Source organism: Lentzea sp. NPDC004789 (genome assembly GCF_053601075.1).
Genome location: NZ_JBSGBE010000012.1, coordinates 182861 through 202570, shown reverse-complemented (window position 1 = coordinate 202570; position 19710 = coordinate 182861). Strand labels below are relative to the sequence as shown.

At 68.6% G+C, this 19710-nt stretch carries 25 protein-coding genes; 11 read left to right on the top strand and 14 right to left on the bottom strand.

Translation table 11 applies throughout. The features are described 5' to 3' along the window. Positions 1-1983 (bottom strand): beta-galactosidase, encoded by a 1983-nt coding sequence (locus ACWEIJ_RS26680; RefSeq protein ID WP_449839963.1) that lies wholly within the window; start codon positions 1981-1983, stop codon positions 1-3. A gap of 292 nt (positions 1984-2275) precedes the next feature. Here ACWEIJ_RS26680 and ACWEIJ_RS26675 point away from each other — a divergent pair, with 292 nt between their 5' ends. From ACWEIJ_RS26675 to ACWEIJ_RS26665, 3 genes are read left to right on the top strand one after another with little or no spacing between them, the layout of a single operon-like run. Then, entirely contained in the window at positions 2276-3532 is a 1257-nt protein-coding gene (locus tag ACWEIJ_RS26675; RefSeq protein ID WP_449839962.1) for an ABC transporter substrate-binding protein, read from the top strand. After that, positions 3529-4482: a carbohydrate ABC transporter permease gene (locus ACWEIJ_RS26670; protein ID WP_449839961.1), complete on the top strand. Its 954-nt coding sequence runs from the start codon at positions 3529-3531 to the stop codon at positions 4480-4482. Before ACWEIJ_RS26675 ends, ACWEIJ_RS26670 begins: the two co-directional genes overlap by 4 nt. Beyond that, on the top strand, positions 4479-5384 hold the full coding sequence (locus tag ACWEIJ_RS26665; RefSeq protein ID WP_449839960.1) for a carbohydrate ABC transporter permease: 906 nt from the start codon (positions 4479-4481) through the stop codon (positions 5382-5384). The genes ACWEIJ_RS26670 and ACWEIJ_RS26665 overlap by 4 nt, the downstream gene beginning before the upstream one ends. Positions 5385-5582: 198 nt before the next feature. Here the strand turns inward: ACWEIJ_RS26665 and lepB are convergent, their stop codons facing one another. The 9 genes from lepB to ACWEIJ_RS26620 all read right to left on the bottom strand — a co-directional run bounded on the left by lepB (position 5583) and on the right by ACWEIJ_RS26620 (position 13348). Next, a complete protein-coding gene (gene lepB, locus ACWEIJ_RS26660) occupies positions 5583-6434 on the bottom strand; it encodes a signal peptidase I (RefSeq protein ID WP_449839959.1) in 852 nt (283 codons plus the stop codon). 10 nt (positions 6435-6444) lie between these two features. Continuing rightward, positions 6445-7833, bottom strand: a complete 1389-nt coding sequence (locus tag ACWEIJ_RS26655) for a sensor histidine kinase (RefSeq protein WP_449839958.1) — start codon at positions 7831-7833, stop codon at positions 6445-6447. Next, positions 7830-8528, bottom strand: a complete 699-nt coding sequence (locus ACWEIJ_RS26650) for a response regulator transcription factor (protein ID WP_449839957.1) — start codon at positions 8526-8528, stop codon at positions 7830-7832. The genes ACWEIJ_RS26655 and ACWEIJ_RS26650 overlap by 4 nt, the downstream gene beginning before the upstream one ends. Positions 8529-8607: 79 nt before the next feature. Then, positions 8608-9219 (bottom strand): trimeric intracellular cation channel family protein, encoded by a 612-nt coding sequence (locus ACWEIJ_RS26645; protein ID WP_449839956.1) that lies wholly within the window; start codon positions 9217-9219, stop codon positions 8608-8610. A 19-nt stretch (positions 9220-9238) separates the two neighbouring features. Further along, positions 9239-10216, bottom strand: a complete 978-nt coding sequence (locus ACWEIJ_RS26640; RefSeq protein WP_449839955.1) for a nucleotidyltransferase domain-containing protein — start codon at positions 10214-10216, stop codon at positions 9239-9241. A gap of 37 nt (positions 10217-10253) precedes the next feature. Next, positions 10254-11039: a class I SAM-dependent methyltransferase gene (locus ACWEIJ_RS26635; protein WP_449839954.1), complete on the bottom strand. Its 786-nt coding sequence runs from the start codon at positions 11037-11039 to the stop codon at positions 10254-10256. Beyond that, the gene (locus tag ACWEIJ_RS26630) at positions 11039-12199 is read right to left on the bottom strand and encodes a GNAT family N-acetyltransferase (protein WP_449839953.1); all 1161 of its coding nucleotides are present in this window, start codon (positions 12197-12199) and stop codon (positions 11039-11041) included. The genes ACWEIJ_RS26635 and ACWEIJ_RS26630 overlap by 1 nt, the downstream gene beginning before the upstream one ends. 10 nt (positions 12200-12209) lie before the next feature. After that, positions 12210-13031 carry a 3-hydroxyacyl-CoA dehydrogenase family protein gene (locus ACWEIJ_RS26625; RefSeq protein ID WP_449839952.1) on the bottom strand — a complete coding sequence of 274 codons (822 nt, stop codon included), beginning with the start codon at positions 13029-13031 and terminating at the stop codon, positions 12210-12212. Further along, a complete protein-coding gene (locus tag ACWEIJ_RS26620) occupies positions 13028-13348 on the bottom strand; it encodes an EthD family reductase (RefSeq protein WP_449839951.1) in 321 nt (106 codons plus the stop codon). The genes ACWEIJ_RS26625 and ACWEIJ_RS26620 overlap by 4 nt, the downstream gene beginning before the upstream one ends. 74 nt (positions 13349-13422) lie before the next feature. On the opposite strand from ACWEIJ_RS26620, the gene ACWEIJ_RS26615 reads away from it, so the two are divergent. Continuing rightward, complete coding sequence (locus tag ACWEIJ_RS26615) at positions 13423-14067, top strand: histidine phosphatase family protein (RefSeq protein WP_449839950.1); 645 nt, start codon at positions 13423-13425, stop codon at positions 14065-14067. On the opposite strand, the gene rpmF is transcribed toward ACWEIJ_RS26615, so the two are convergent. Genes rpmF through ACWEIJ_RS26600 form a run of 3 tightly spaced genes read right to left on the bottom strand, consistent with a single transcriptional unit; the run spans position 14064 to position 15357 of the window. Beyond that, on the bottom strand, positions 14064-14225 hold the full coding sequence (gene rpmF, locus ACWEIJ_RS26610) for a 50S ribosomal protein L32 (protein WP_449839949.1): 162 nt from the start codon (positions 14223-14225) through the stop codon (positions 14064-14066). The two genes, ACWEIJ_RS26615 and rpmF, sit on opposite strands and share 4 nt — an antisense overlap. After that, complete coding sequence (locus ACWEIJ_RS26605) at positions 14225-14476, bottom strand: type B 50S ribosomal protein L31 (RefSeq protein ID WP_355449796.1); 252 nt, start codon at positions 14474-14476, stop codon at positions 14225-14227. The genes rpmF and ACWEIJ_RS26605 overlap by 1 nt, the downstream gene beginning before the upstream one ends. Next, on the bottom strand, positions 14473-15357 hold the full coding sequence (locus ACWEIJ_RS26600; RefSeq protein ID WP_449839948.1) for a GTP-binding protein: 885 nt from the start codon (positions 15355-15357) through the stop codon (positions 14473-14475). Before ACWEIJ_RS26600 ends, ACWEIJ_RS26605 begins: the two co-directional genes overlap by 4 nt. A gap of 54 nt (positions 15358-15411) precedes the next feature. Here ACWEIJ_RS26600 and rpmB point away from each other — a divergent pair, with 54 nt between their 5' ends. Genes rpmB through rpsR form a run of 4 tightly spaced genes read left to right on the top strand, consistent with a single transcriptional unit; the run spans position 15412 to position 16334 of the window. Next, positions 15412-15642, top strand: a complete 231-nt coding sequence (gene rpmB / locus ACWEIJ_RS26595) for a 50S ribosomal protein L28 (protein ID WP_449839947.1) — start codon at positions 15412-15414, stop codon at positions 15640-15642. After that, complete coding sequence (gene rpmG / locus ACWEIJ_RS26590; protein WP_189255682.1) at positions 15642-15809, top strand: 50S ribosomal protein L33; 168 nt, start codon at positions 15642-15644, stop codon at positions 15807-15809. The genes rpmB and rpmG overlap by 1 nt, the downstream gene beginning before the upstream one ends. Before the next feature lies 1 nt (position 15810). Then, complete coding sequence (rpsN, locus tag ACWEIJ_RS26585; RefSeq protein WP_449839946.1) at positions 15811-16104, top strand: 30S ribosomal protein S14; 294 nt, start codon at positions 15811-15813, stop codon at positions 16102-16104. Beyond that, positions 16104-16334, top strand: coding sequence for a 30S ribosomal protein S18 (gene rpsR, locus ACWEIJ_RS26580; protein WP_449839945.1), 231 nt, complete (start codon positions 16104-16106; stop codon positions 16332-16334). Before rpsN ends, rpsR begins: the two co-directional genes overlap by 1 nt. On the opposite strand, the gene ACWEIJ_RS26575 is transcribed toward rpsR, so the two are convergent. Further along, positions 16282-16638 carry a hypothetical protein gene (locus tag ACWEIJ_RS26575; RefSeq protein WP_449839944.1) on the bottom strand — a complete coding sequence of 119 codons (357 nt, stop codon included), beginning with the start codon at positions 16636-16638 and terminating at the stop codon, positions 16282-16284. The genes rpsR and ACWEIJ_RS26575 overlap by 53 nt on opposite strands. Before the next feature lie 84 nt (positions 16639-16722). Here ACWEIJ_RS26575 and bluB point away from each other — a divergent pair, with 84 nt between their 5' ends. The 3 genes from bluB (at position 16723) to ACWEIJ_RS26560 (ending at position 19707) form a co-directional block, all read left to right on the top strand. Further along, positions 16723-17349, top strand: a complete 627-nt coding sequence (gene bluB / locus ACWEIJ_RS26570) for a 5,6-dimethylbenzimidazole synthase (protein ID WP_355449780.1) — start codon at positions 16723-16725, stop codon at positions 17347-17349. 9 nt (positions 17350-17358) lie between these two features. Next, positions 17359-18120 (top strand): glycosyltransferase family 2 protein, encoded by a 762-nt coding sequence (locus tag ACWEIJ_RS26565; protein ID WP_449839943.1) that lies wholly within the window; start codon positions 17359-17361, stop codon positions 18118-18120. An 87-nt stretch (positions 18121-18207) separates the two neighbouring features. Then, complete coding sequence (locus tag ACWEIJ_RS26560) at positions 18208-19707, top strand: diguanylate cyclase (protein ID WP_449839942.1); 1500 nt, start codon at positions 18208-18210, stop codon at positions 19705-19707. Positions 19708-19710: the final 3 nt, after the last annotated feature.

Genomic DNA, 19710 nt, shown 5'->3' with positions numbered 1-19710 from the left:
TCACACCTCTTCCCTGAGGACGACGACGTCCCCGGCTCGCACGGTGAGGCGTCCGGAGACCTGCGTGCCGGACAACACGTCGACACCGGACGCCTCGATCTGCGCGTCGGTGTCGGTGTGGTTGACGGCGAAGAGCCACGATACGTCGCCCTTGCGCCGGACAAGCTCGATCCCGGGACGTGACACCTCAACGCCCGCACCGGAAAGCGCGTTTTCCACCGTTCGGCGGAGACCGCTCCCATCAAGATCGCACGCCACGTACCAGGCGACACCGTTGCCGAACGCGTTGCGCGTCACGGCGGGAACGCCGGGCAACGGCCCGTCGACGTACGAGGCAACGATGTCAGCGGTCTTGACGTGCAGGTGTTCCGTCCACAGTGAAGCGGTTGAACCTTCATCCAACGACACGGTCTCGTCCTGCCGCAGCGGGAAGAACTCCTCCGACCACACGCCGAGAACGTCCCGGAACGCCCCTGGGTAACCGCCGAGTCGCACTCGCGTGTACTCGTCGGCAACACCGGACAAGTACGTGACCACGACATGACCGCCGCCTGCCACGTAGTCGGCGATCACCGCGGCGTGCGCGTCGGACACGGTGTAGAACGCCGGCACGACGACCATCGAGTACGCCGACAGGTTCGTGCCGGGCGCGACGAAGTCGACCGTCACCCCGGCTTCCCAGAGCGCCTTGTAGTAGCCCAGGACGTGCCGGTAGTAGTCGAAGTCGTTGGTCGGGTGCGAGTCCTGCCGCAGCGCCCAGCCGGACTGGAAGTCGAACAGGACCGCGACCGGAGCGTCCACAGTGGAGCCCATGACGTCGCGCAGCTTCGCGTACTCGGCGCCGACCTCGCAGACCTCGCGGTACACCTTGGTGTCCGCGCCGGCGTGCGGGACCATCGCCGAGTGGTAGCGCTCGCCGCCACCGCGCGACTGCCGCCACTGGAAGAACAACGTGCCGTCCGCGCCGCGAGCGATGTTCTGGAACGAGTGCCGCCGCATCTCCCCCGGCAGCTTGGCGATGTTGCGCCGCTGCCAGTTCACCGCGGACGTCGAGTGCTCCATCAGCAGCCACGGCTTGCCGCCGGCGAGACCGCGCACCAGGTCCGCGGACATGGCGAGCTCGACGTGCCGGTCGGGCGACTCCGCCTCGGTGTAGTGGTCGTTCGAGACGAAGTCGACCTCGCGCGCCCACTTCCAGTAGTCCAGGTTGCCGAAGGTCCAGTTCGCCATGAAGTTCGTGGTGACCGGCACGTCCGGCGTGATCATCCGCAGGACGTCGCGCTCGGCCTTGTACTGCTCCAGCAGCGCGTCGTCGCTGAACCGGTCGTAGTCGAGCACGTGCCCGGGGTTCGAGAACGTCGGCGTGACGCGCGGCGGCAGGATCTGCGACCAGTCCGTGTAGCCCTGGCTCCAGAACGCCGTGGACCACGCGTCGTTGACCTGGTCGAGCGTGTAGCGGTCGGCGAGCCACTCGCGGAACGACGCCGCGCACGTGTCGCAGTAGCAACGCGACACGTGGCACCCGTACTCGTTGCCGACGTGCCACGCGGCCAGCGCGGGGTGGTCCTTGTAGTGCGCGGCCATCTCGGCCGCGAGCGCGGTCGCCCGGTCGCGGTAGATGGGCGACGACGGGCAGTACGCCTGCCGGGAGCCGTGCGAGAGCCGCACGCCGTCCGCGCGGACGGGCAGCATCTCGGGGTACTGGGTCGTGAGCCACGGCGGGGGCGCCGCGGTGGCGGTCGCGAGGTCGACCCGGATGCCACCGGCGTGCAGCAGGTCGAGCACCCGGTCGAGCCAGTCGAACCGGTACTCACCCTTGCTGACCTCGATCTTCGCCCAGCTGAAGATCCCGACGCTGACCAGATTCACCCCGGCCCGCCGCATCAGCTCGACGTCCTCGGCCCACACGTGTTCCGGCCACTGCTCTGGGTTGTAGTCCGCCCCCCAGCCGAGGCCTGGCATGTCTGTGGGCCATGTCGTCACGGCGGCAAGCGTGGCCGACAACCATCAGAACGTCAACACAAGCAAACACAACTTCGCGTTTGGCTCTGTTCGGCGGTTGACCGGTACTTGTCCCGGTACGCGCCAGAAACGCACCGTGGCTGGGGTTAACAGCTCCGTAACGGGGCTTGACATGGTGTATGACTGGGACCACATTGTGCGCAACTTTGTTGGAGTCCTGTTCGGTTCGCAAGACCGAGCGTCACCCGTAGGAGCGATGATGGTTCGGTACACGCCCGGTTCCACTCCGTTACCACATTTCGGCAGGCGCACGATGCTGCGGATCATGCTGGCCGGTGCGGGTGTCGCAGCGACCGGAGGACTCGCGGCGTGCGGCAGCGGCGGATCGGGCTCCGGCTCGGAGTCGAAGGTCGTCACCTTCGGCAACAACCTCTCCGACCAGGTGCCGAAGGACGCGATCACAGCCGCGCTGAAGGGCTTCGACGCCAAGTCGGGCGGCCTGAGCGTCACGATCAACACCAAGCAGCACGAGCAGTACCAGGAGCAGATCAACAACTACCTGCAGGGCAAGCCGGACGACGTGCTGGCCTGGTTCGCGGGCTACCGCATGCGGTTCTTCGCCGACCAGGGCCTCACCGGTGACCTGAGCGACCTGTGGGGCAAGATCGGCGGGAACTACTCCGACGCGCTCAAGCAGGCGTCCACGGGTTCGGACAAGAAGCAGTACTTCGTGCCGTTCACGCAGTACCCGTGGGGCATCTTCTACCGCAAGAGCGTCTGGCAGGAGCGCGGCTACGCGGTCCCGAAGACCCTCGACGAGCTCGTCGCGCTCGCCACGAAGATGAAGGCCGACGGCCTGATCCCGATCGCCTTCGCGCAGAAGCAGGGCTGGCCGGGCATGGGCACGTTCGACCAGCTGAACTTCCGCATCAACGGCTACCAGTTCCACGTCGACCTGCTGGCCGGCAAGGAGAACTGGCAGGACAAGAAGGTCAAGGAGGTCTTCGACACCTGGAAGCGGCTGCTGCCGTTCCACCAGGAGAACGCCCTCGGCCGTGAGTGGCAGGAAGCCGCGCAGTCGTTGCAGCAGAAGAAGTCCGGCATGTACCTGCTGGGCGCGTTCGTCGGCCAGCAGTTCCCGGACGCGGAGAAGGACGACCTGGACTTCTTCCCGTTCCCGGAGATCAACCCGCAGTTCGGCACCGACACGGTCGAGGCGCCGATCGACGGCTACATGATGGCCAAGAAGCCCGCCAACAAGGACGGCGCGCTGAAGCTGCTCGAGTACCTGGCGAGCCCCGAGCCGCAGCTCACCTACCTCAAGGCGGACCCGACCGCGGTCGCGACCAACCAGAAGGCCGACACCTCCGGTTACAGCGCGCTGCAGAAGAAGTCGGCAGAGGTCATCAAGAACGCCAAGCACATCACGCAGTTCCTCGACCGCGACACCGACCCCGGTTTCGCGAGCGAGGCGGCGACCAACGGCCTCATCGCCTTCATCAAGAACCCCGACGACATCGACTCCGTGCTCAAGGGCATGGCCGATCAGGCGAAGAACATCTTCAAGTGACCGCATTGCAGGAGAAGCCGAAGGCGGTGGCCCCCGAGGGGCCGCCGCCTCGTCGGCGTGGAAAGCGTGCCACCGCCCTCGCAGGCACGGACAAACTGGTGCTGGGGCTCATGCTCGGCATCCCCACGATCGTGCACGTGCTGTTCGTGTGGGTCCCGACCCTGGGCTCCATCGCCCTGTCGTTCAGCAGATGGAACGGCATCGGCGGGTTCGAGGACATCGAGTGGATCGGTGTCGGGAACTACGTCGAGATCTTCACCGAGTACCCGCGGTTCTGGCCGGCGGTGCAGCACAACCTGATCTGGCTGGTGTTCCTGCTCGTCGTGCCGACGTGCGCGGGCCTGCTGCTCGCCGTGCTGCTCGACCGGGAGATCAAGGGCAGCCGGATCTACCAAAGCGCGCTGTACATGCCCATGGTGCTGTCGCTCGCGCTGATCGGCTTCATCTGGCAGCTGATCTACACGCCCGACGGCGGCCTGCTGAACGCGGTGCTGGGCCTGGACAAGCCGATCGACTTCATCGGTGACTCCGACATCAACCTCTACGCCGTGCTCGTCGCGGCGGCGTGGCGACACACCGGCTACATCATGCTGCTGTATTTGGCCGGTCTGAAGGGTGTCGACCCGTCGCTGAAGGAAGCCGCCTCGCTGGACGGCGCCTCGGCGACGCAGACGTTCTTCCGCGTCACCTTCCCGGTGATGAAGCCGGTGAACATCGTCGTCGCGGTCGTGACGGTGATCGAGGCGCTGCGCGCGTTCGACATCGTCTACGTCATCAACAAGGGCAGAAACGGACTCGAGCTGCTGTCGGTGCTGGTGACCGACAACATCATCGGTGAGGCTTCGCGCATCGGCCGCGGTTCCGCGGTCGCGGTGATCCTCCTGACGATCTCGCTCGGCGTCATCATCCCGTACCTGTACCAGGTGTTCAGCAAGGAGAACCGGACGTGACGGCCACCTTGGAAAGGCCTTCGGCGCCGGTCGCCGTGAAGAAGCGGGTGGTCACGCCCGCACGCGTCGCGCTGCACGCTTTCCTGATCCTCACGTGCTTCATGACGCTCGCGCCCCTGCTGTGGGCGGTCTACGCGTCGCTGCGCACGTACGACGACACGTCGGTCAACGGCTACTTTTCCATCGCGAAGTCGCTCACGTTCGCCAACTTCGCGAAGGCGTGGGAGGTCGGCGACCTGCCGCACTTCTACTGGAACACGTTCCTGATCACCATCCCCGCGCTGGTGATCACGCTGCTGCTCAGCTCGATGGTGGCGTTCGGCGTGTCCCGGTTCAGCTTCAAGTTCAACCTGCTGCTGCTCATGATCTTCACCGCGGGCAACCTGCTGCCCCAGCAGGTGATCGTGACGCCGCTGTGGCGGTTGTACCGGCTGATCGAGGTGCCGGAGTGGATCAGCGAGAGCGGTTCGCTGATCGACTCGCAGATCGGCGTGATCCTGATCCACATCGCCTTCCAGTCCGGTTTCTGCACGTTCGTGCTGTCGAACTACATGAAGACGATCCCCTACGAGCTGACCGAGGCCGCTCGGGTGGACGGCGCTTCGGTGTTCCGGCAGTACTGGCAGCTGACCCTGCCGTTGTGCCGGCCGGTGCTGGCCGCGCTGGCGACCTTGGAGTTCACCTGGATCTACAACGACTTCCTCTGGGCGTTGGTGTTGATCCAGGACGGCGACAAGATGCCGGTCACCTCGGCGCTGCAGAACCTGAAGGGCACGTTCTTCACCGACAACAACCTCATCGCGGCGGGATCGCTGCTGGTGGCGTTGCCGACGTTGGTCGTGTTCTTCGTGCTGCAGCGGCAGTTCGTCGGTGGGCTCACACTGGGGTCCACCAAGGGCTGATCTCGTCCCGCCTCCGGCGCCTCTGGGCCTTCGGCCCAGGGGCGCTTTTCGTTTGCCCCCGGCCACGCCAGCACGCACGCGGGGACCTTTCGTACTGTCCGAGAGTACGAAAGGTCCCCGCGTGCCTCTCGCAGAGACGGAAAGGGGCGAAGGCCGTGTCGGCCTTCGCCCCTTTTTCAGCTGTGTGTCCGGGTTGCCCTACTTGCCGCCGGTCTGCGGGTTGTAGTCCGAGATGGAACCCCAGCGGCTCACCGGGATCACGATCACGCGGGCCTTGCCCACCACGTTCGAGATCGGGATGGCGCCGTCGGCGGGCGTCGGGTCGCCGTGCTTGCGCGAGTCCGCCGAGTTGTTGCGGTTGTCGCCCATCACCCAGAGCTTGCCGGCCGGGACGGTGACCTTCTCGAAGGTGTCCTGCTGGCGCGGGCCGCCGCCGAAGTTCAGGTACGGCTCGTCCAGTGGCTTGCCGTCCACCAGGACTCGGCCCTGGTCGTCGCAGCACTCGACGGTCTGGCCGCCCACGGCGATGACCCGCTTGATGAAGTCCGTGCCGCTGGGTTCGGAGAGGTTCACCATCGAGCCGAGGTCCTGCAGGGTGCCCGTCACGAAGTTCGGGGGCTCCTTGCCGCCGGTCCAGTTCGGCGGGCCGCGGAAGACGATCACGTCGCCCGGCTGGGGGTCGCGGAACAGGTACGTGATCTTCTCGACCAGCACCTTGTCGTTCACGCAGCCCGTGCAGCCGTGCAGGGTCGTCTCCATCGAGGCCGACGGGATGACGAACACGCGCGCGACGAACGTCTGGATCACGACGGTCAGCAGCAGCGCCACGCTGAAGATGACCAGCAGCTCTTTCCAGAACGGCTGCTTCTTCTTCGCCTTCTTCCTGGAGAACCTCGGTTCCGGCTCGTCGTCGTACGAGGACGACGAGGAAGAGGACGAATACCGCGAAGAGGACGTCGAGAACCGCGACGTGGGCTCAGCGGGGCCGTCCCCGGAGGGAGGCGTCGTCTCCCAGGTCGACGAAGAATCGTCGTTCACGCGATGACTCACACGCCCCACCTTACGGACGTCCGGGTAGGCGCAACGTGAACAGGGCACCGCCCTCGGGCGCTCTGCCCGCGGTGGCCGTGCCGCCGTGCCGTTGTGCCACCTGCTTCACGATGGCGAGTCCCAGGCCGGAACCCGGAAGGGTCCGCGCCTCGGACGAACGGTAGAACCGCTCGAAAACGTGAGGTAGATCGGCGTCTGCGATGCCGGGGCCCGCGTCCGCCACCTCCACCACGGCGCTGCCGTCCCCCACCTGTCGCAGGGTCAGGCGCACCGCGGAGCCCGACGGACTGAACTTCACCGCGTTGTCGAGGAGGTTCAGCACCGCACGCTCCAGAGCACTGGAATCACCCAGAAGTGTCCACGGTTGCAGCTGCACGTCGAACGTGACGTCGTTCGAGGCGCGTCGGCGCGCGCGGTCCAGAGACCGTTCTACCACCTCGACGAGGTCGACGGGCTCGTGGATCACCTGGGGGGCGTCCTCACGGGCCAGTTCGACCAGGTCACCGATCAACGTGGTCAGTTCGTCGAGCTGCCCGCGGACGTCCGACTGGATTTCCGCTTTGTCCTCTTCGGACAGCGTTGGGGAGTTCGGACGTTCCGATGCCAGCAGCAGTTCCAGGTTGGTGCGCATGGACGTCAACGGCGTGCGCAGCTCGTGGCCCGCGTCGGCGACCAGCCGGCGTTGGCGTTCCTGCGACTCGGCGACCGCGCCCAGCATGGCGTTGAAGCTGTGCGTGAGCCGTGCCAGCTCGTCGTCGCCGGACACCGGGATCGGGGTCAGGTCACCCGTGTTCGCCACGCGTTCGGTGGCCTCGGTCAGCCGTTGCACCGGACGCAGACCCGTGCGCGCGACCGCCGTGCCGGCGATGGCCGCGAGCAGCACACCGGCGCCGCCGATGAGCAGCAGCACCACGCTGAGCTTCGCCAGGGTGGTCCGTTGCGGCGCCATCGGCTGGGCGATCACGATCGCCTGGCCCGACTGGTACGGGGCGGCGATCACGCGCGACTCGGTGCGGTGGTCGGTCCAGATGTACTCGCCGCGCTCGCCCTGGGCGACCTCCCACGCCTCGTCGACGGTGGGCGGCGGCTCGGACGACTTCGGGTACAGGATCTTGCCGGTGTTCGCCTGCAGCACGCCCATCTTCACGTCACCGGCGGCGAGGAACGCCGACGGGTAGTTCATCAGGTCGTCCGGCGTGATGACCTTGACGCTGGTCGCCACGGCCACGGCGCGTGAGCGCAGGCTCTCGTCCAAGGCGTCGTACACGCTCTTGCGAACGATCATGTACGCACCGAACGAGACCAGTGCGACGGCCCCGGCGACGCAGAACGCCGCGAGCCAGGTGACCCGAGCCCGCAGCGACGCCCTCTGCAGCCGTCCCTGGGGTTCGAAGATCACGGAGGCGTCTCCCGCAGGACGTAGCCCACCCCACGCACCGTGTGGATCAGCCGCGGCTCGCCCTCGGCCTCCGTCTTGCGGCGCAGGTAGCCCACGTAGACCTCGAGTGCGTTGCCCGAGGTCGGGAAGTCGTATCCCCACACGTCCTCCAGGATGCGGCTGCGGGTCAGCACCTGGCGCGGGTGCGCCAGCAGGAGCTCGAGCAGCGCGAACTCGGTGCGGGTGAGGCTGATGGAGCGGTCGCCGCGGCGGACGTCCCTCGTGGAGGGGTCCAGCTCCAGGTCGGCGAACTTGAGCACGGCGGCGGACTGCTGGGCGGCGGCGTCGTTGTCCTGGGCGGCGCGGCGCAGCAACGCGCGCAGCCGTGCCAGCAACTCCTCCAGCGCGAACGGCTTGGGCAGGTAGTCGTCGGCACCGGCGTCCAGCCCGGACACGCGGTCGCTCACCGCGTCCCGCGCGGTCAGCACGAGGATCGGCAGGTCGTCACCGGTGCTGCGAAGCCGCCGGCACACCTCCAGCCCGTCCAGCCGGGGCATCATCACGTCGAGCACCATGGCGTCCGGCCTGGCGGCAGTCACCGACTCCAGGGCCTGCATGCCGTCTCCGGCAGTCTCGACCTGGTAGCCGTTGAACTGGAGCGAACGGCGGAGTGACTCCCTGACCGCCCGATCGTCGTCGACAACGAGGATGCGCATAGGGGCAGTGTTGCTGAGGGATCTGAGAGGCGCCTGAGAAGGGCCCTAACTGCGCGTGTGAGTACGGCGTTAGTTCCCGCTAGCCCTCCAGGCCCCTCGCGACCGGCGCGTTCCACTTCCGCCACAGCGCGATCAGCCGGATGGTGATGATCATTGCCGCACCGGTCAGGGCGACCAGGTCTTTCGGCAGTCGCGCCCACTCGCCCAGCGCGACGACGACCGCACCCGCGAGCGCCGCCACGGCGTAGATCTCTCTCCTCAGCACGAGAGGGATCTCGCGAAGAAGGAGATCGCGGACCGCGCCTCCACCGATGCCGGTCGTCATACCGATGAGGCACGCGGCATAGGGCGTGGCACCGAGCGCCAACGCGGTGGTGGTGCCGGAGGTGACGAACAGACCGAGCCCCACGGCGTCCAACAGCAGCACGGACCGCCGCAGCTTCGCGACCTGCGGGTGGAACCAGAAGACGATCAACCCCGTGCCACCGGCGACCAGCAGGTACGGCCAGTTCCGGAGGGTGGTCGGCGGGTGCACGCCGAGCAGCACGTCGCGGATGATGCCGCCGCCCAGCGCCGTGGTGAGCGCCAGGACGATCACGCCGAACACGTCGAGGCGAGCGCGCACCGCGGCCACCGCCCCGGAGGCGGCGAAGACGGCGATCCCGATCAGCTCCAGGACGGTGAGCAGCACGAACAGAGAGAATACGTGGCTAGCGGGGCGTCGCCTCCCGGCGGTAACCGGCCTCCAGCCGACCGCCCGCGGACGTCAGGACGTGTTCCACGACCTCGATGAACCACTCGGCGCCCTCGCCGCGCACCAACGCCCGATAGGCGTCCACGAGCTCGTCGGCCTTCGCCTCCCGGAGACGCCTCAGCAGCCACTTCCCGTGCCCGAGCCACCGGTTCTGCACGACCAGCGCCAGCTCTCCCACGCAGGTCAGCAGCCGTGCCGCGACGAACAGCCGTTCGTCTTCGTCCCGTGCGCCGATGAGGTCCTCCAGGAGGTCCGTGGTGCCGTAGCGGCGGTCCTCCAGTTCGGTGGCGGTCGGGATCGGTGGGCCGACATCGAGCAGAGCGCGCGCTTCGGCTCGCATGCGTTGACCTGTTCCATCGGCGTCGAGCATGAGGAACCCCTCGGCGCACATGTGCAGCAACGGAGGGCGTCGGTCCTGGATGTCGCGGACCACGAAGTCCTGGAAGGACTCGACGGTGTGGCAGAACAGCTCGACCGGCCAGCCGCGGTGCTCCAGCGTCTCCCGGAACGCGCACGGCAGGTCGTTCACGATCACGACGATGTCCAGGTCGGAGTTCGCGGTGTAGTTGCCGGCCGCGACGCTGCCGCCGAGGAACGCCGCCGTCGCGAGCGGGAACCGTTCGTCGATCAGGTCGCGGGCGACCTGGACGGGGTCCTTGTCCCAGTCCAGCGGGTGCCCGGTGACGTAGTAGTCCTGGTCGCGGGACATCGGGCCGAGCACCTGCTCGACGCGCTCGAAGATCTCCGGGCCCACCTCGTGCAGGTCGACGAGCCACGGGTTGTCCTCCGCCCCGAACAGCGGCCTGATCTGCAGGAACTGGGCGCGGGAGATCTCCCGCACGCTGACCGGTGCTCCGCTCTGCCGTTTCGCGTAGCCCTTCAGGTGCCAGCCGAAGTTGTCACCGTAGGCGTGCCTCGCATCGTCCCCCGACATGCGTTCATTGTCGCTTGGCGGGCGCGTGTGGACGAATTCAGACCCGCGCCACCGCCAGCACGTAGCCCAGCGAGGGCTGGAGCGCGATCGGGGACAGCAGCCGGTCGAGGTACTGCCGTGCCTCTTCGCCATGCGCCGCAACGAGAGCGTCGTAGTGCCGGCGCGCGCCCTCCTGCATCCGCGGCAGGGTCCGGCGCGCCTCGACCGTCAGATCCAGCAGCTCCACCACCTGCAGACCCGCTGCCGCCAGCAGTTTCGGGTACCCGGCGAACGTCGGCAGCTCGTCGATGTCATAAGTGGTCAGAGCGGGCTGCAACTCGTCGAGCACCGCCTGTGACACGGGCCGTCGCTGCACGAAGTCGGACACCACGATCACACCGGAGGGCTTCACCACCCGCGCCAGCTCGCGCAGGACGCCGGCCCGGTCCCCCAGGTGCGGCAACGTCTCCACGGCCCACGCCGCGTCGAACGTGCCGGCGGGGAACGGCATCGCGTGCGGATCGCCGTGCACGAACCGGACCTGGTCGTCGACGAACAACGCCTCGGCGCGGGAGTTCGCGCGGCGCACGTGGTCGGCGCACGGGGACACGGACACGATGTCGGCGTGCGAGGCCTCGGCCAGCCGGAAGGCCGACGTGCCGACCCGGCGGCCGAGGTCCAGGACGCGCCAGCCGTGCCGGGCGCCGAGCTTGTCGATGTGCAACGCCGTCATGCGCTCGGCGGCGACGCGGTTGGACGACTCGTCCTCTTCGGACGTCCAGAGCCCGAAGTGCAGGTTGTGGTCCCAGATCGTGCGCATGACCTCGTGGTAGACGTCGGTCATCAGAAGAAGTCCGCCAGCCGCGGCATCCCGGACGCACCGACGAGCTGGTCGAGCACCACCGCGTCGGCCGGGTCGCCCTCCAGCAAACCCGCGCGGCGCAAGGCGTGCGTGTTCTGCGCACCGGAGAACCACGGGCCGAGCGCCCGCGCGTGCAGCCGCACCGCGCCGGTCCCGCCGGGCTCGACGCGCACGAGGCCGTCCTCGGCGACGATGCGCTGGTGGCCCGCGTGCCACGGCGCGTGCTCGTCGACGATCTCCAGGTCCACGGCGGCGTTCGTCAGCCGCGGCCAGCCGCGCGCGGCCACGGCGGCGGGCAGGTCGACGACGCGCAGCATCCAGGTCGACGTGAACACCTCGTACCGCATCGGCGTCGCGCCGAGCAGGTGCAGCGTGGCGGGGTCGGTGATGCGCAGCTCGACGGCTTCGAGCGTGCCCGCCCACGACTTCAGCGACGCGAGGAGGTTCAGCTGTGCCTCGAGGTCGACGCCGATGAGGTCGTACACCTTGAGGGTGCCCATGTCGCGGTCGCTGGGCTCGCGCTGAGCCGTCAGATAACCGCGCAGACCGTTCGGGCCGGGAAGCACGCTCACCAGGTCCATCTCGAGCACCTTCGCGGGGTCGATCCTCGGCGGGCGGCGGTCGGCCATGCCGTCGATCGTCCGCGCCACTTCGAGGTAGCAGTCGCGCAGCGCGGGGAGGTCGCCCTCGTCGGCCGGGCGCGACGGTATCAACTCGGTGGGCCGTGGAACTGAGAGAATCCGGTCCATCGGCACCTCGGTCCACTCGAAGACCCCGGCGCGTTCCCAGCCGCGTCCCCGGTACAGGGCCGGCACGGTCGCGTAGAGCACCGACAGCGGTTGTCCGTGCTCCCGCATCACCGGCAGGGCCGCGTCGAGCAGCGCGTTGGCCACACCACGGCCGCGGAAGGCGCCGTCGACGGCGACCCCGCCGATCCCGCCCATCGGGACCGCGGCGCCGCCGTAGAACTGCGCGTACTCGCCGATGCCGAGCACACCGGCGACCCGGCCGTCCAGCTCCGCGACCAGGCCGTGCCTGCCGGGCTGCAGCAGCGGTCCCGTCGGCCGGGTCCCGTTGAACGCGAGCTTGCGGAGCCGGAACACGGCGTCGAGGTCGTCCTCGGTGTACTCACGGATGTGCACGGACAACTATCTACCAGGTGAAGAAGCCCTGACCGGTCTTCTTTCCCAGCTCGCCGCGCGCGACCTTGTCCCGCAACAGCTGCGGCGGGTCGAACCGGGGTCCCAGCTCCGCCGCGAGGTGCTCGGCGATCGCCAGCCGGACGTCGAGCCCGACCAGGTCGGTGAGCTCCAGCGGGCCCATCGGCCAGCGGTAGCCGAGCTTCATGCCGGTGTCGATGTCCGCGGGAGATGCCACGCCCTCCTCGACCATGCGGATCGCTTCCATGCCAACGGCGACACCCAGGCGTGAGGTCGCGAAGCCCGGTGAGTCGCGGACCTCGATGACGGTCTTCCCCATTTCTTCCGCCCAGGTCCGCGCCTTGGCCACGTTCGCGGGGTCGACGCCCTGGTGGTGCACCAGCTCGACGAGTGGCTGCACCGGCACGGGGTTGAAGAAGTGCATGCCCAACACGCGCTCGCCGGGAAGCCCCTCGGCGATGTCGCAGATCCAGAGCGAGGACGTGTTGGACGCGAGGATCGCGTTCGGGCACTTCGCCGCCGCGTCACCCAGCACCTTCCGCTTGAGCGGCACGTTCTCGGGCACGGCCTCGATGACCAGCTCGGCGTCCTCCGGCGGGTCGGCCACGGTCAGGTTCGCGAGCAGCTCGTCGGCCTCGCCATCGTTGAGCTTGCCCTTGGCCTCGGCCTTGTGCAGGGACGCCTTCACACCCAGGAACGCGGCGTTCGCTCGTTCGGCGTCGGCTTCGACGAGCCAGACCTGGTGCTGGTGCGCGAGCAGGAGGTGCGCGATGCCCGCGCCCATCGTGCCGCCGCCGATGACGACGGCCTTCACGACTCGACCACCTCGGCGCTGAACATCGCGACGAGCTCCATCCCGCCGATCTCGGCGAGGTTCGCACCGGACGACGCCCACTCCGGCGTCTTGAAGGCGGCCTTCATGGCCTCGGCCGACTCGAAGTACAGCTCCGCGATCAGGTAGGGCTCGGTGTCGCCCAGGAACCCGGCGAGGAACACCCGCTGCACCTTGGCGACCTCGGCGCGCACGAGTCCCGGCACCGAGTCGGCGATCGGCATGTGCGTGCCGAAGTACTTCTCGTCGAAGCCCTCGGGGTCGGCGGGCTTCTTGTACAGCGCGATGTACTTGATCATGTGACGGTTTCCTCCTCGACTCGCCCAGCACTGTAACGCCCGAGGGGGATGCCCGACTGAGGCACGATGGAAGCGTGCGGATCATCCTGTTGCGCCACGGACAGAGCCTCGGCAACGTCGACGAACTCGCCTACTGCCGCATCCCGGACCACGCCCTGCCGCTGACCGAGCTGGGCGAACGGCAGGCCCGCGCGGCCGGCGAAACGATCAGGCAGCTGGTCGGCGACGGTCCGGTCGCGGCCTACGTGTCGCCGTACCGGCGGACGCGCCGGACGTTCGAGCTGCTGGGCGTCGACGCCGAGCGGATCGTCACCGAGCCGCGCGTGCGCGAGCAGGACTGGGGCAACCTCCAGGACCCGGCGGAGCAGGAGGTCCTGAAGCACCAGCGGCACGCGTTCGGGCACTTCTTCTTCCGGCTGCCCAACGGCGAGTCCGGCGCGGACGTCGACGACCGGGTGGCGGCGTTCCTGGACGGCCTGGAGGTGCGGCTGCACCAGGACGAGCAGCACCCGAAGACGGTGCTGGTCGTGTCGCACGGGCTGACGATCAGGTTGCTGTGCCGCAGGTTGTTCGGCTGGAGCATCGAGCTGTTCGAGTCGCTGTCCAACGTGGACACCTGCGAGAACCGCGTGCTCGACCACGACGGCACGGGGTGGAAGCTGGACCGCCCCTTCGACCAGTGGCGCGACTCACCGGACGGGACGGTCCAGCACTCCTAGAGCAGTCCCCGCTGGTAGGCGGCGACGAGCCTGCGCGGCACGAGCAGTTCCTTGCCGTCCAGGGTCCTGACGCGCACGAGGTCCGGCGCGGTGGCCTTCCACTGCGAGCGCCGGTGCCGGGTGTTGGAACGCGAGGTCCTGCGCTTGGGAACGGCCATCAGCGCTCTCGCTTTCCGTAGCGGCGGTTGAACTTCTCGACCCGGCCCGCGGTGTCCACGAGCCGTTGCGTGCCCGTCCAGAACGGGTGCGAGTCGGCGGTGATGTCGACGATCAGCAGCGGGTAGGAGTTGCCGTCCTCCCACTCGATCGTGCGCGACGACGTGGCCGTCGAGCGGGTCAGGAACGTCTTGCCGGTGGACGCGTCCTGGAAGACCACCGGGTGGTAGTCGGGGTGGATGCCTGACTTCATATCGCCATCTTTCGGATCGAGTCCACGAAGGACAGTTCGTCGTCGGTCAGCAGCGCCTCGCCGAACGCCGCGGTGATGTCGTCGGGCTCGCCGAGGGTGATCGCCACGATCTGCGTGGTCCTGCCCTCGCGCGGCCCGCCCTCGCCCACGTGCAGCCCGCCGCCCGCGGACTCCAGGTGCAGCGCCACGTCCGGCTCGTCCGCGACCCAGAGCCGGCCGCGCGACCGCACCACCGTGCCGTCGAGCAGCGAGTCGAGCGCGTCGTTCAGCCGCGCCGGGTGGAACGGCCGGTCGGCGGTGAAGACCGCGGTCGAGACGCCGCATTCGGGCGTGAGCGGCACCATTCGCGGGCGCTTGCCCTTGCGCACCACGACCGCGTCCGGCGTGCAGCGGTGGGCTCCGGGTGCCAGCCGGTCGAGCACGGCCAGCGTCCGTTCGTCCGCATCTCCTTGCAGCACCAGCACGTCCGCCGCCTCGGCCTGCGCGACGACGACCTGGGCGACCGTGCGCTGGTCGCTGACCATGGAGGCGTCGCTCAACGCGTCGTCCAGCCAGCTCTCCGCGTCGATCACGGTGATCACGCACTCGACGTCCACGCCGAGGTTGCGGCGCACGGCGTCCGGTTCGAGCAACGGGTCCAGGTGCAGCACGACCGTGTGCCCGGCGAACGTCCCGAGCAGCTCGCGCAGGTCCTCCCGCACGGTGCACGACACGCAGTTGTGCAGCAGCTCGACGTCGGTCGCCACCCCGTCGACCCATCGCCGGACGCACGTTTCCGCAGCTACGTGGCGCACGAGCACCGAACCGGGCCGGTCACGCCACACCCGCACGGCGATGTCGTGCTCGACCAGCCCCGCCACCATGACGACAACGGTTTCCATGTGCGCTACCGTAGTTGAAAACGAATGTCGTTTCAAACTCTGGGAGGTGTGCGCATGCGCTGCCAGCTGACCGGCCGCGAGCCGGGCTTCGGCAACCGCGTCTCGCACTCGCAACGCAAGACGAGGCGCCGGTGGAACCCGAACGTCCAGCGCAAGCGGTACTGGGTGCCGTCGCTGAACCGGTTCGTGACGCTGACGCTGTCCGCGAAGGGCATCAAGACCGTCGACAAGCTGGGCGTCGAGGCCGCCGTGGCCCGCCTGCGGCAGCAGGGGGTGAAGGTCTGATGGCCAAGGGCAACGACGTCCGGCCGATCATCAAGATGCGGTCGACCGCGGGCACGGGCTACACGTACGTGACGCGCAAGAACCGCCGCAACGACCCGGATCGGCTGGTGCTGCGCAAGTACGACCCGGTGGCGCGCAAGCACGTCGACTTCCGCGAGGAGCGCTGACGTGGCGAAGAAGTCGAAGATCGCCGCCGACCGGCGGCGGCGCGAGGTCGTGGCCCGGTACGCGGAACGGCGCGCGGAGCTCAAGGAGTTGCTGCGGCATCCCGAGACGCGTGCGGAAGCGTTGCGCGGCCTGCAGAAGCTGCCGCGGGACGCGTCGCCGACCCGGTTGCGCAACCGGGACGCCGTGGACGGACGGCCGCGCGCCTACCACCGGAAGTTCGGGCTCTCGCGCCTGAGGCTGCGCGAGATGGCCCACCGGGGCGAGCTTCCCGGCGTGTCGAAGGCGAGCTGGTGATGAAGGACCGCAAACCGTTGAAGCGCAGGCAGAACCTCCTCGCGAAGGAGGGCGTGACGGTCGTCGACTGGAAGGACGTCACGCTGCTGCGCAAGTTCATCTCGGACCGGGGCAAGATCCGGTCCCGCCGGGTGACCGGCCTGACGCCGCAGCAGCAGCGCCAGGTCGCCACGGCGGTCAAGAACGCACGGGAGATGGCCCTGCTGCCGTACCCGTCACAAGGACGATGACGCGGGCCGCCGTGCTGGCCAGGAAGGCCAGCACGGCGAGCTGCACCAGCAACGCGAGCGCCCAGGTCGTGTGTTCGTCGACCGTCAGATCGCCACGAACACCGACCAAGAAGGTCGCGTAGAGGCCCCAGCACTGCAGTGCGGCCAGCCCGGCACCGATGATCGTCGTGCGCAGGGAGACGATCACGACGACGGCGGCGAGGAGCATGAGGGCGAGCAGCGGCCAGGCACCGGTGAACGTGGTCACGCCGACTCCGCCGCCGAATCCGAGCGCGGAGCCGTAACCACCTTTCATTCTTCTCATCCGATCGGTGTATCGCCTCAGATGAGATCAGCGCCACCTCTCCAGCGTGAAGTTGGTGCTTTCGAGTGAGGCACGATCCCACGAATGAACCTGTACGAAGTTGTGCACCGGCGCAGGGACACCCGTGCCGAGTTCACGGGCGAGGAAATCCCACCTGACGTGCTGCGGCGCGTGCTGACCGCGGCGCACGCGGCGCCCAGTGTCGGGCTTTCCCAGCCGTGGGACTTCGTGCTCGTGCGCGATGAATCGATTCGGCGCGCGTTTCGCGACCACGTTCAGGCCGAACGCAGCGTCTTCGCGGCCCAGCTCGACCAGGAACGGGCCGAGGTGTTCTCCCGGATCAAGGTCGAGGGCGTCATGGAGTCCTCCCTCGGCGTGGTCGTCACCTACGACCCCGACCGCGGCTCGCCCGCGGTGCTGGGCAGGCACGCGATCGCGGACGCCGGGCTGTACTCGGTGTGCCTCGCGATCCAGAACCTGTGGCTGGCCGCGACCGAGGAGGGCCTCGGTGTGGGCTGGGTGAGCTTCTACCGGGAAGATGTGCTGCGGCGTCTGCTGGACATCCCCACGAGGGTCCGTCCGGTCGCCTGGCTGTGCGTGGGACCGGTCCGAAACCTGCCGGACACGCCGGATCTGGAACGGCACGGCTGGCGCAACCGGCTGCCTCTCGACGACGTCCTGCACTACGACTCTTTCGGCCGACGAAACTGAAACAGCGAGATGCGGACTATCTCTGTCGTAACCCCGGTACACCCGCCTCACGTCCGTTATCTGCCGGAGGTGTACGCGTCCTTGCGCGCGCAGACACTGCCCGGCGGATGGGACTGGGAGTGGCTGGTTCAGCACGACGGCGACGACCGCGGCGCGGTGGCCGAGCTGCTCCCGGACGACCCGCGGGTCAGCGTCTCGTGGTCGCCGTCCTCGGGTTCGGCCGGCACCAGGAACATGGCCGCCGCCCGGTCCACCGGCGAGTTCGTCCGCAACCTCGACGCGGACGACCAGCTGCTGGAAGGCGCGCTGGAGCGGGACCTGCGGGTGCTGCTCGCGCACGAGCACGTCGGCTGGGTGACGTCCAGCGCGCGTGATCTCCTGCCGAGCGGCGAGATCGTCTCGTGGGCGTTCGACGACCCGGCCGAGGGAGTCCTCGAACCGGGCTGGGTCCTCGACTCCTTCGTCGCGAACGAGTGGCGGCTGCCGGTCCACCCCGCCACGTTGTGCGTGCGCCGCGACCTGCTGCTCGCGATGGGCGGGTGGATGGGACTACCCCGGTCGGTGGACACCGGACTGCTGTTGGCGTTGCAGACCTTTTCGGCCGGTTACTTCCTCGCGGCACCGAGCCTGCTCTACCGCAAGCACCCGGCCCAGATGACCGCGCATCAGGTTCACAACGACCCCGTTGACAAGAAGCTGCGCTACGGAATGATCGTCGATCGAGCCCAGGCACTGCGCACCCTGTTCGGGCAACCGACCAGCCCTCGATGACCTTCCGCACCACGATCGGTACGGGGTGCGACCGGCCCGGTAGCCTGTGCAGGCCGCTCGGCGAGTCGGAACGGAGTCGATGAACGAGTGGAGCAGCGTGATCCGCTGGTAGCGGGCCAGATTCCGCGGCTGGACCGAGAGGTCAGCGCGTTGCTCAACGCTGGCCGCCGACCGGAGGCGAACTCCCTTTTCGACGAGGTGGTCACCAAGGTGTCACCCGGCGCCGACCGCTGGGTTCGTTCCGCGGTGCTGGTGAACCGCGCCGTGATGGCGTGGCGTCTCGGTCGCATCCCGCTCGCTCTGGAACTGGCCGCGGAGGGGTGGACCGACCTCGACGCCGACCGCGCCGACAGTCCTGCCGTCGCCCAGACCATGAGCATGCTGGGCTACCTCATGGAGGGCATCGGCAACCGGCGGGCGTCCCTCGACATGCTCCGGCTGTCGGTGCAGGTGGCCCGCCGCGCGGGAAACACCGACACGTTGGCCGCCTGCCTGCAACGGCTCGGCGGCCTGCTGAACTTCCGCGCTTGCTCCGGCTCTCCCGCGGCCGCGCCGGCGATCTTCGAGGAAGCGCTGGCGTACCTCGACGAGGGTTTGAGCCTGGCCAAGGACGAGACGATGCGGCGGGCGCTGATGGGCGCCTACGGCCGTTCGCTGGCCGGTGTGGGCCAGCTGGACAAGGCCGAGGAGACCGGCGCCGAGACCTTGCGGCTGTCCGCGGACGCGGGCGACCTGTGGGGCACCTCCGTCGGCAACTGGGTGCTCGCCGTGGTGCGTCGGGAGCAGGGCGATTTCGAGGAAGCGCGCACACTCGCCTCTCGTGCGGTGTGCAACGCCGAACGCATCAACGACACGTCACTGCTGCTGCGGTTCTCCACGGAACTGGCGGACATCTGCCACGAGCTGGGTGACGCGGTGGGCGAGGCCGAGGCGTTGCGACGGTCGATGATGGCGTCGCGCACGGCCACCGAGACGTTGCAGGAAGGCCTCGGCCAAGCGTTGGAACAACGCCGTGTCGCCGTTCAGGCGCAACGGCTCGCGGTGGCCGCGCAGGAGGCCGCGGCGCGCGACCCGTTGACGGGCCTCGCGAACCGGCTCGGGCTGGAACGGGCGGCGCAGGCGTTGCTGGAGTCGACGGCGGCGCGCGGCCGGGTGCCGTGGCTGGTGCTGGTCGACGTGGACTGGTTCAAGGGCGTGAACGACGACGCCGGTCACGCCGCCGGTGACGCGGCGTTGCGCGAGATCGCGGCGTTGCTGCGGCGCGAGTGCCGTGCCGACGACCTGGTGGCGCGCTGGGCCGGCGACGAGTTCGTGGTGCTGCTCGGGGACACCGGGCCGAACATGGACGTGGGCCCGAACGTGGCCGAGCGGATCCGCGCGGCCGTCGACGGCCACGACTGGACGATGGTGCTGGGCGCGGTCCGCCGCCCGACGGTGAGCATCGGTGTCGCGGCGGGACCGGCCAAGCTGGACCAGCTGTTCGCGGCCGCGGACATGGCGCTCTACCGCGCCAAGCGCCACGGCCGGAACAGGGTCGAGGTCGAACCTTCCGCGGACGAGCTCCCCGAGATCGTCTCGGGGAACTGAGGC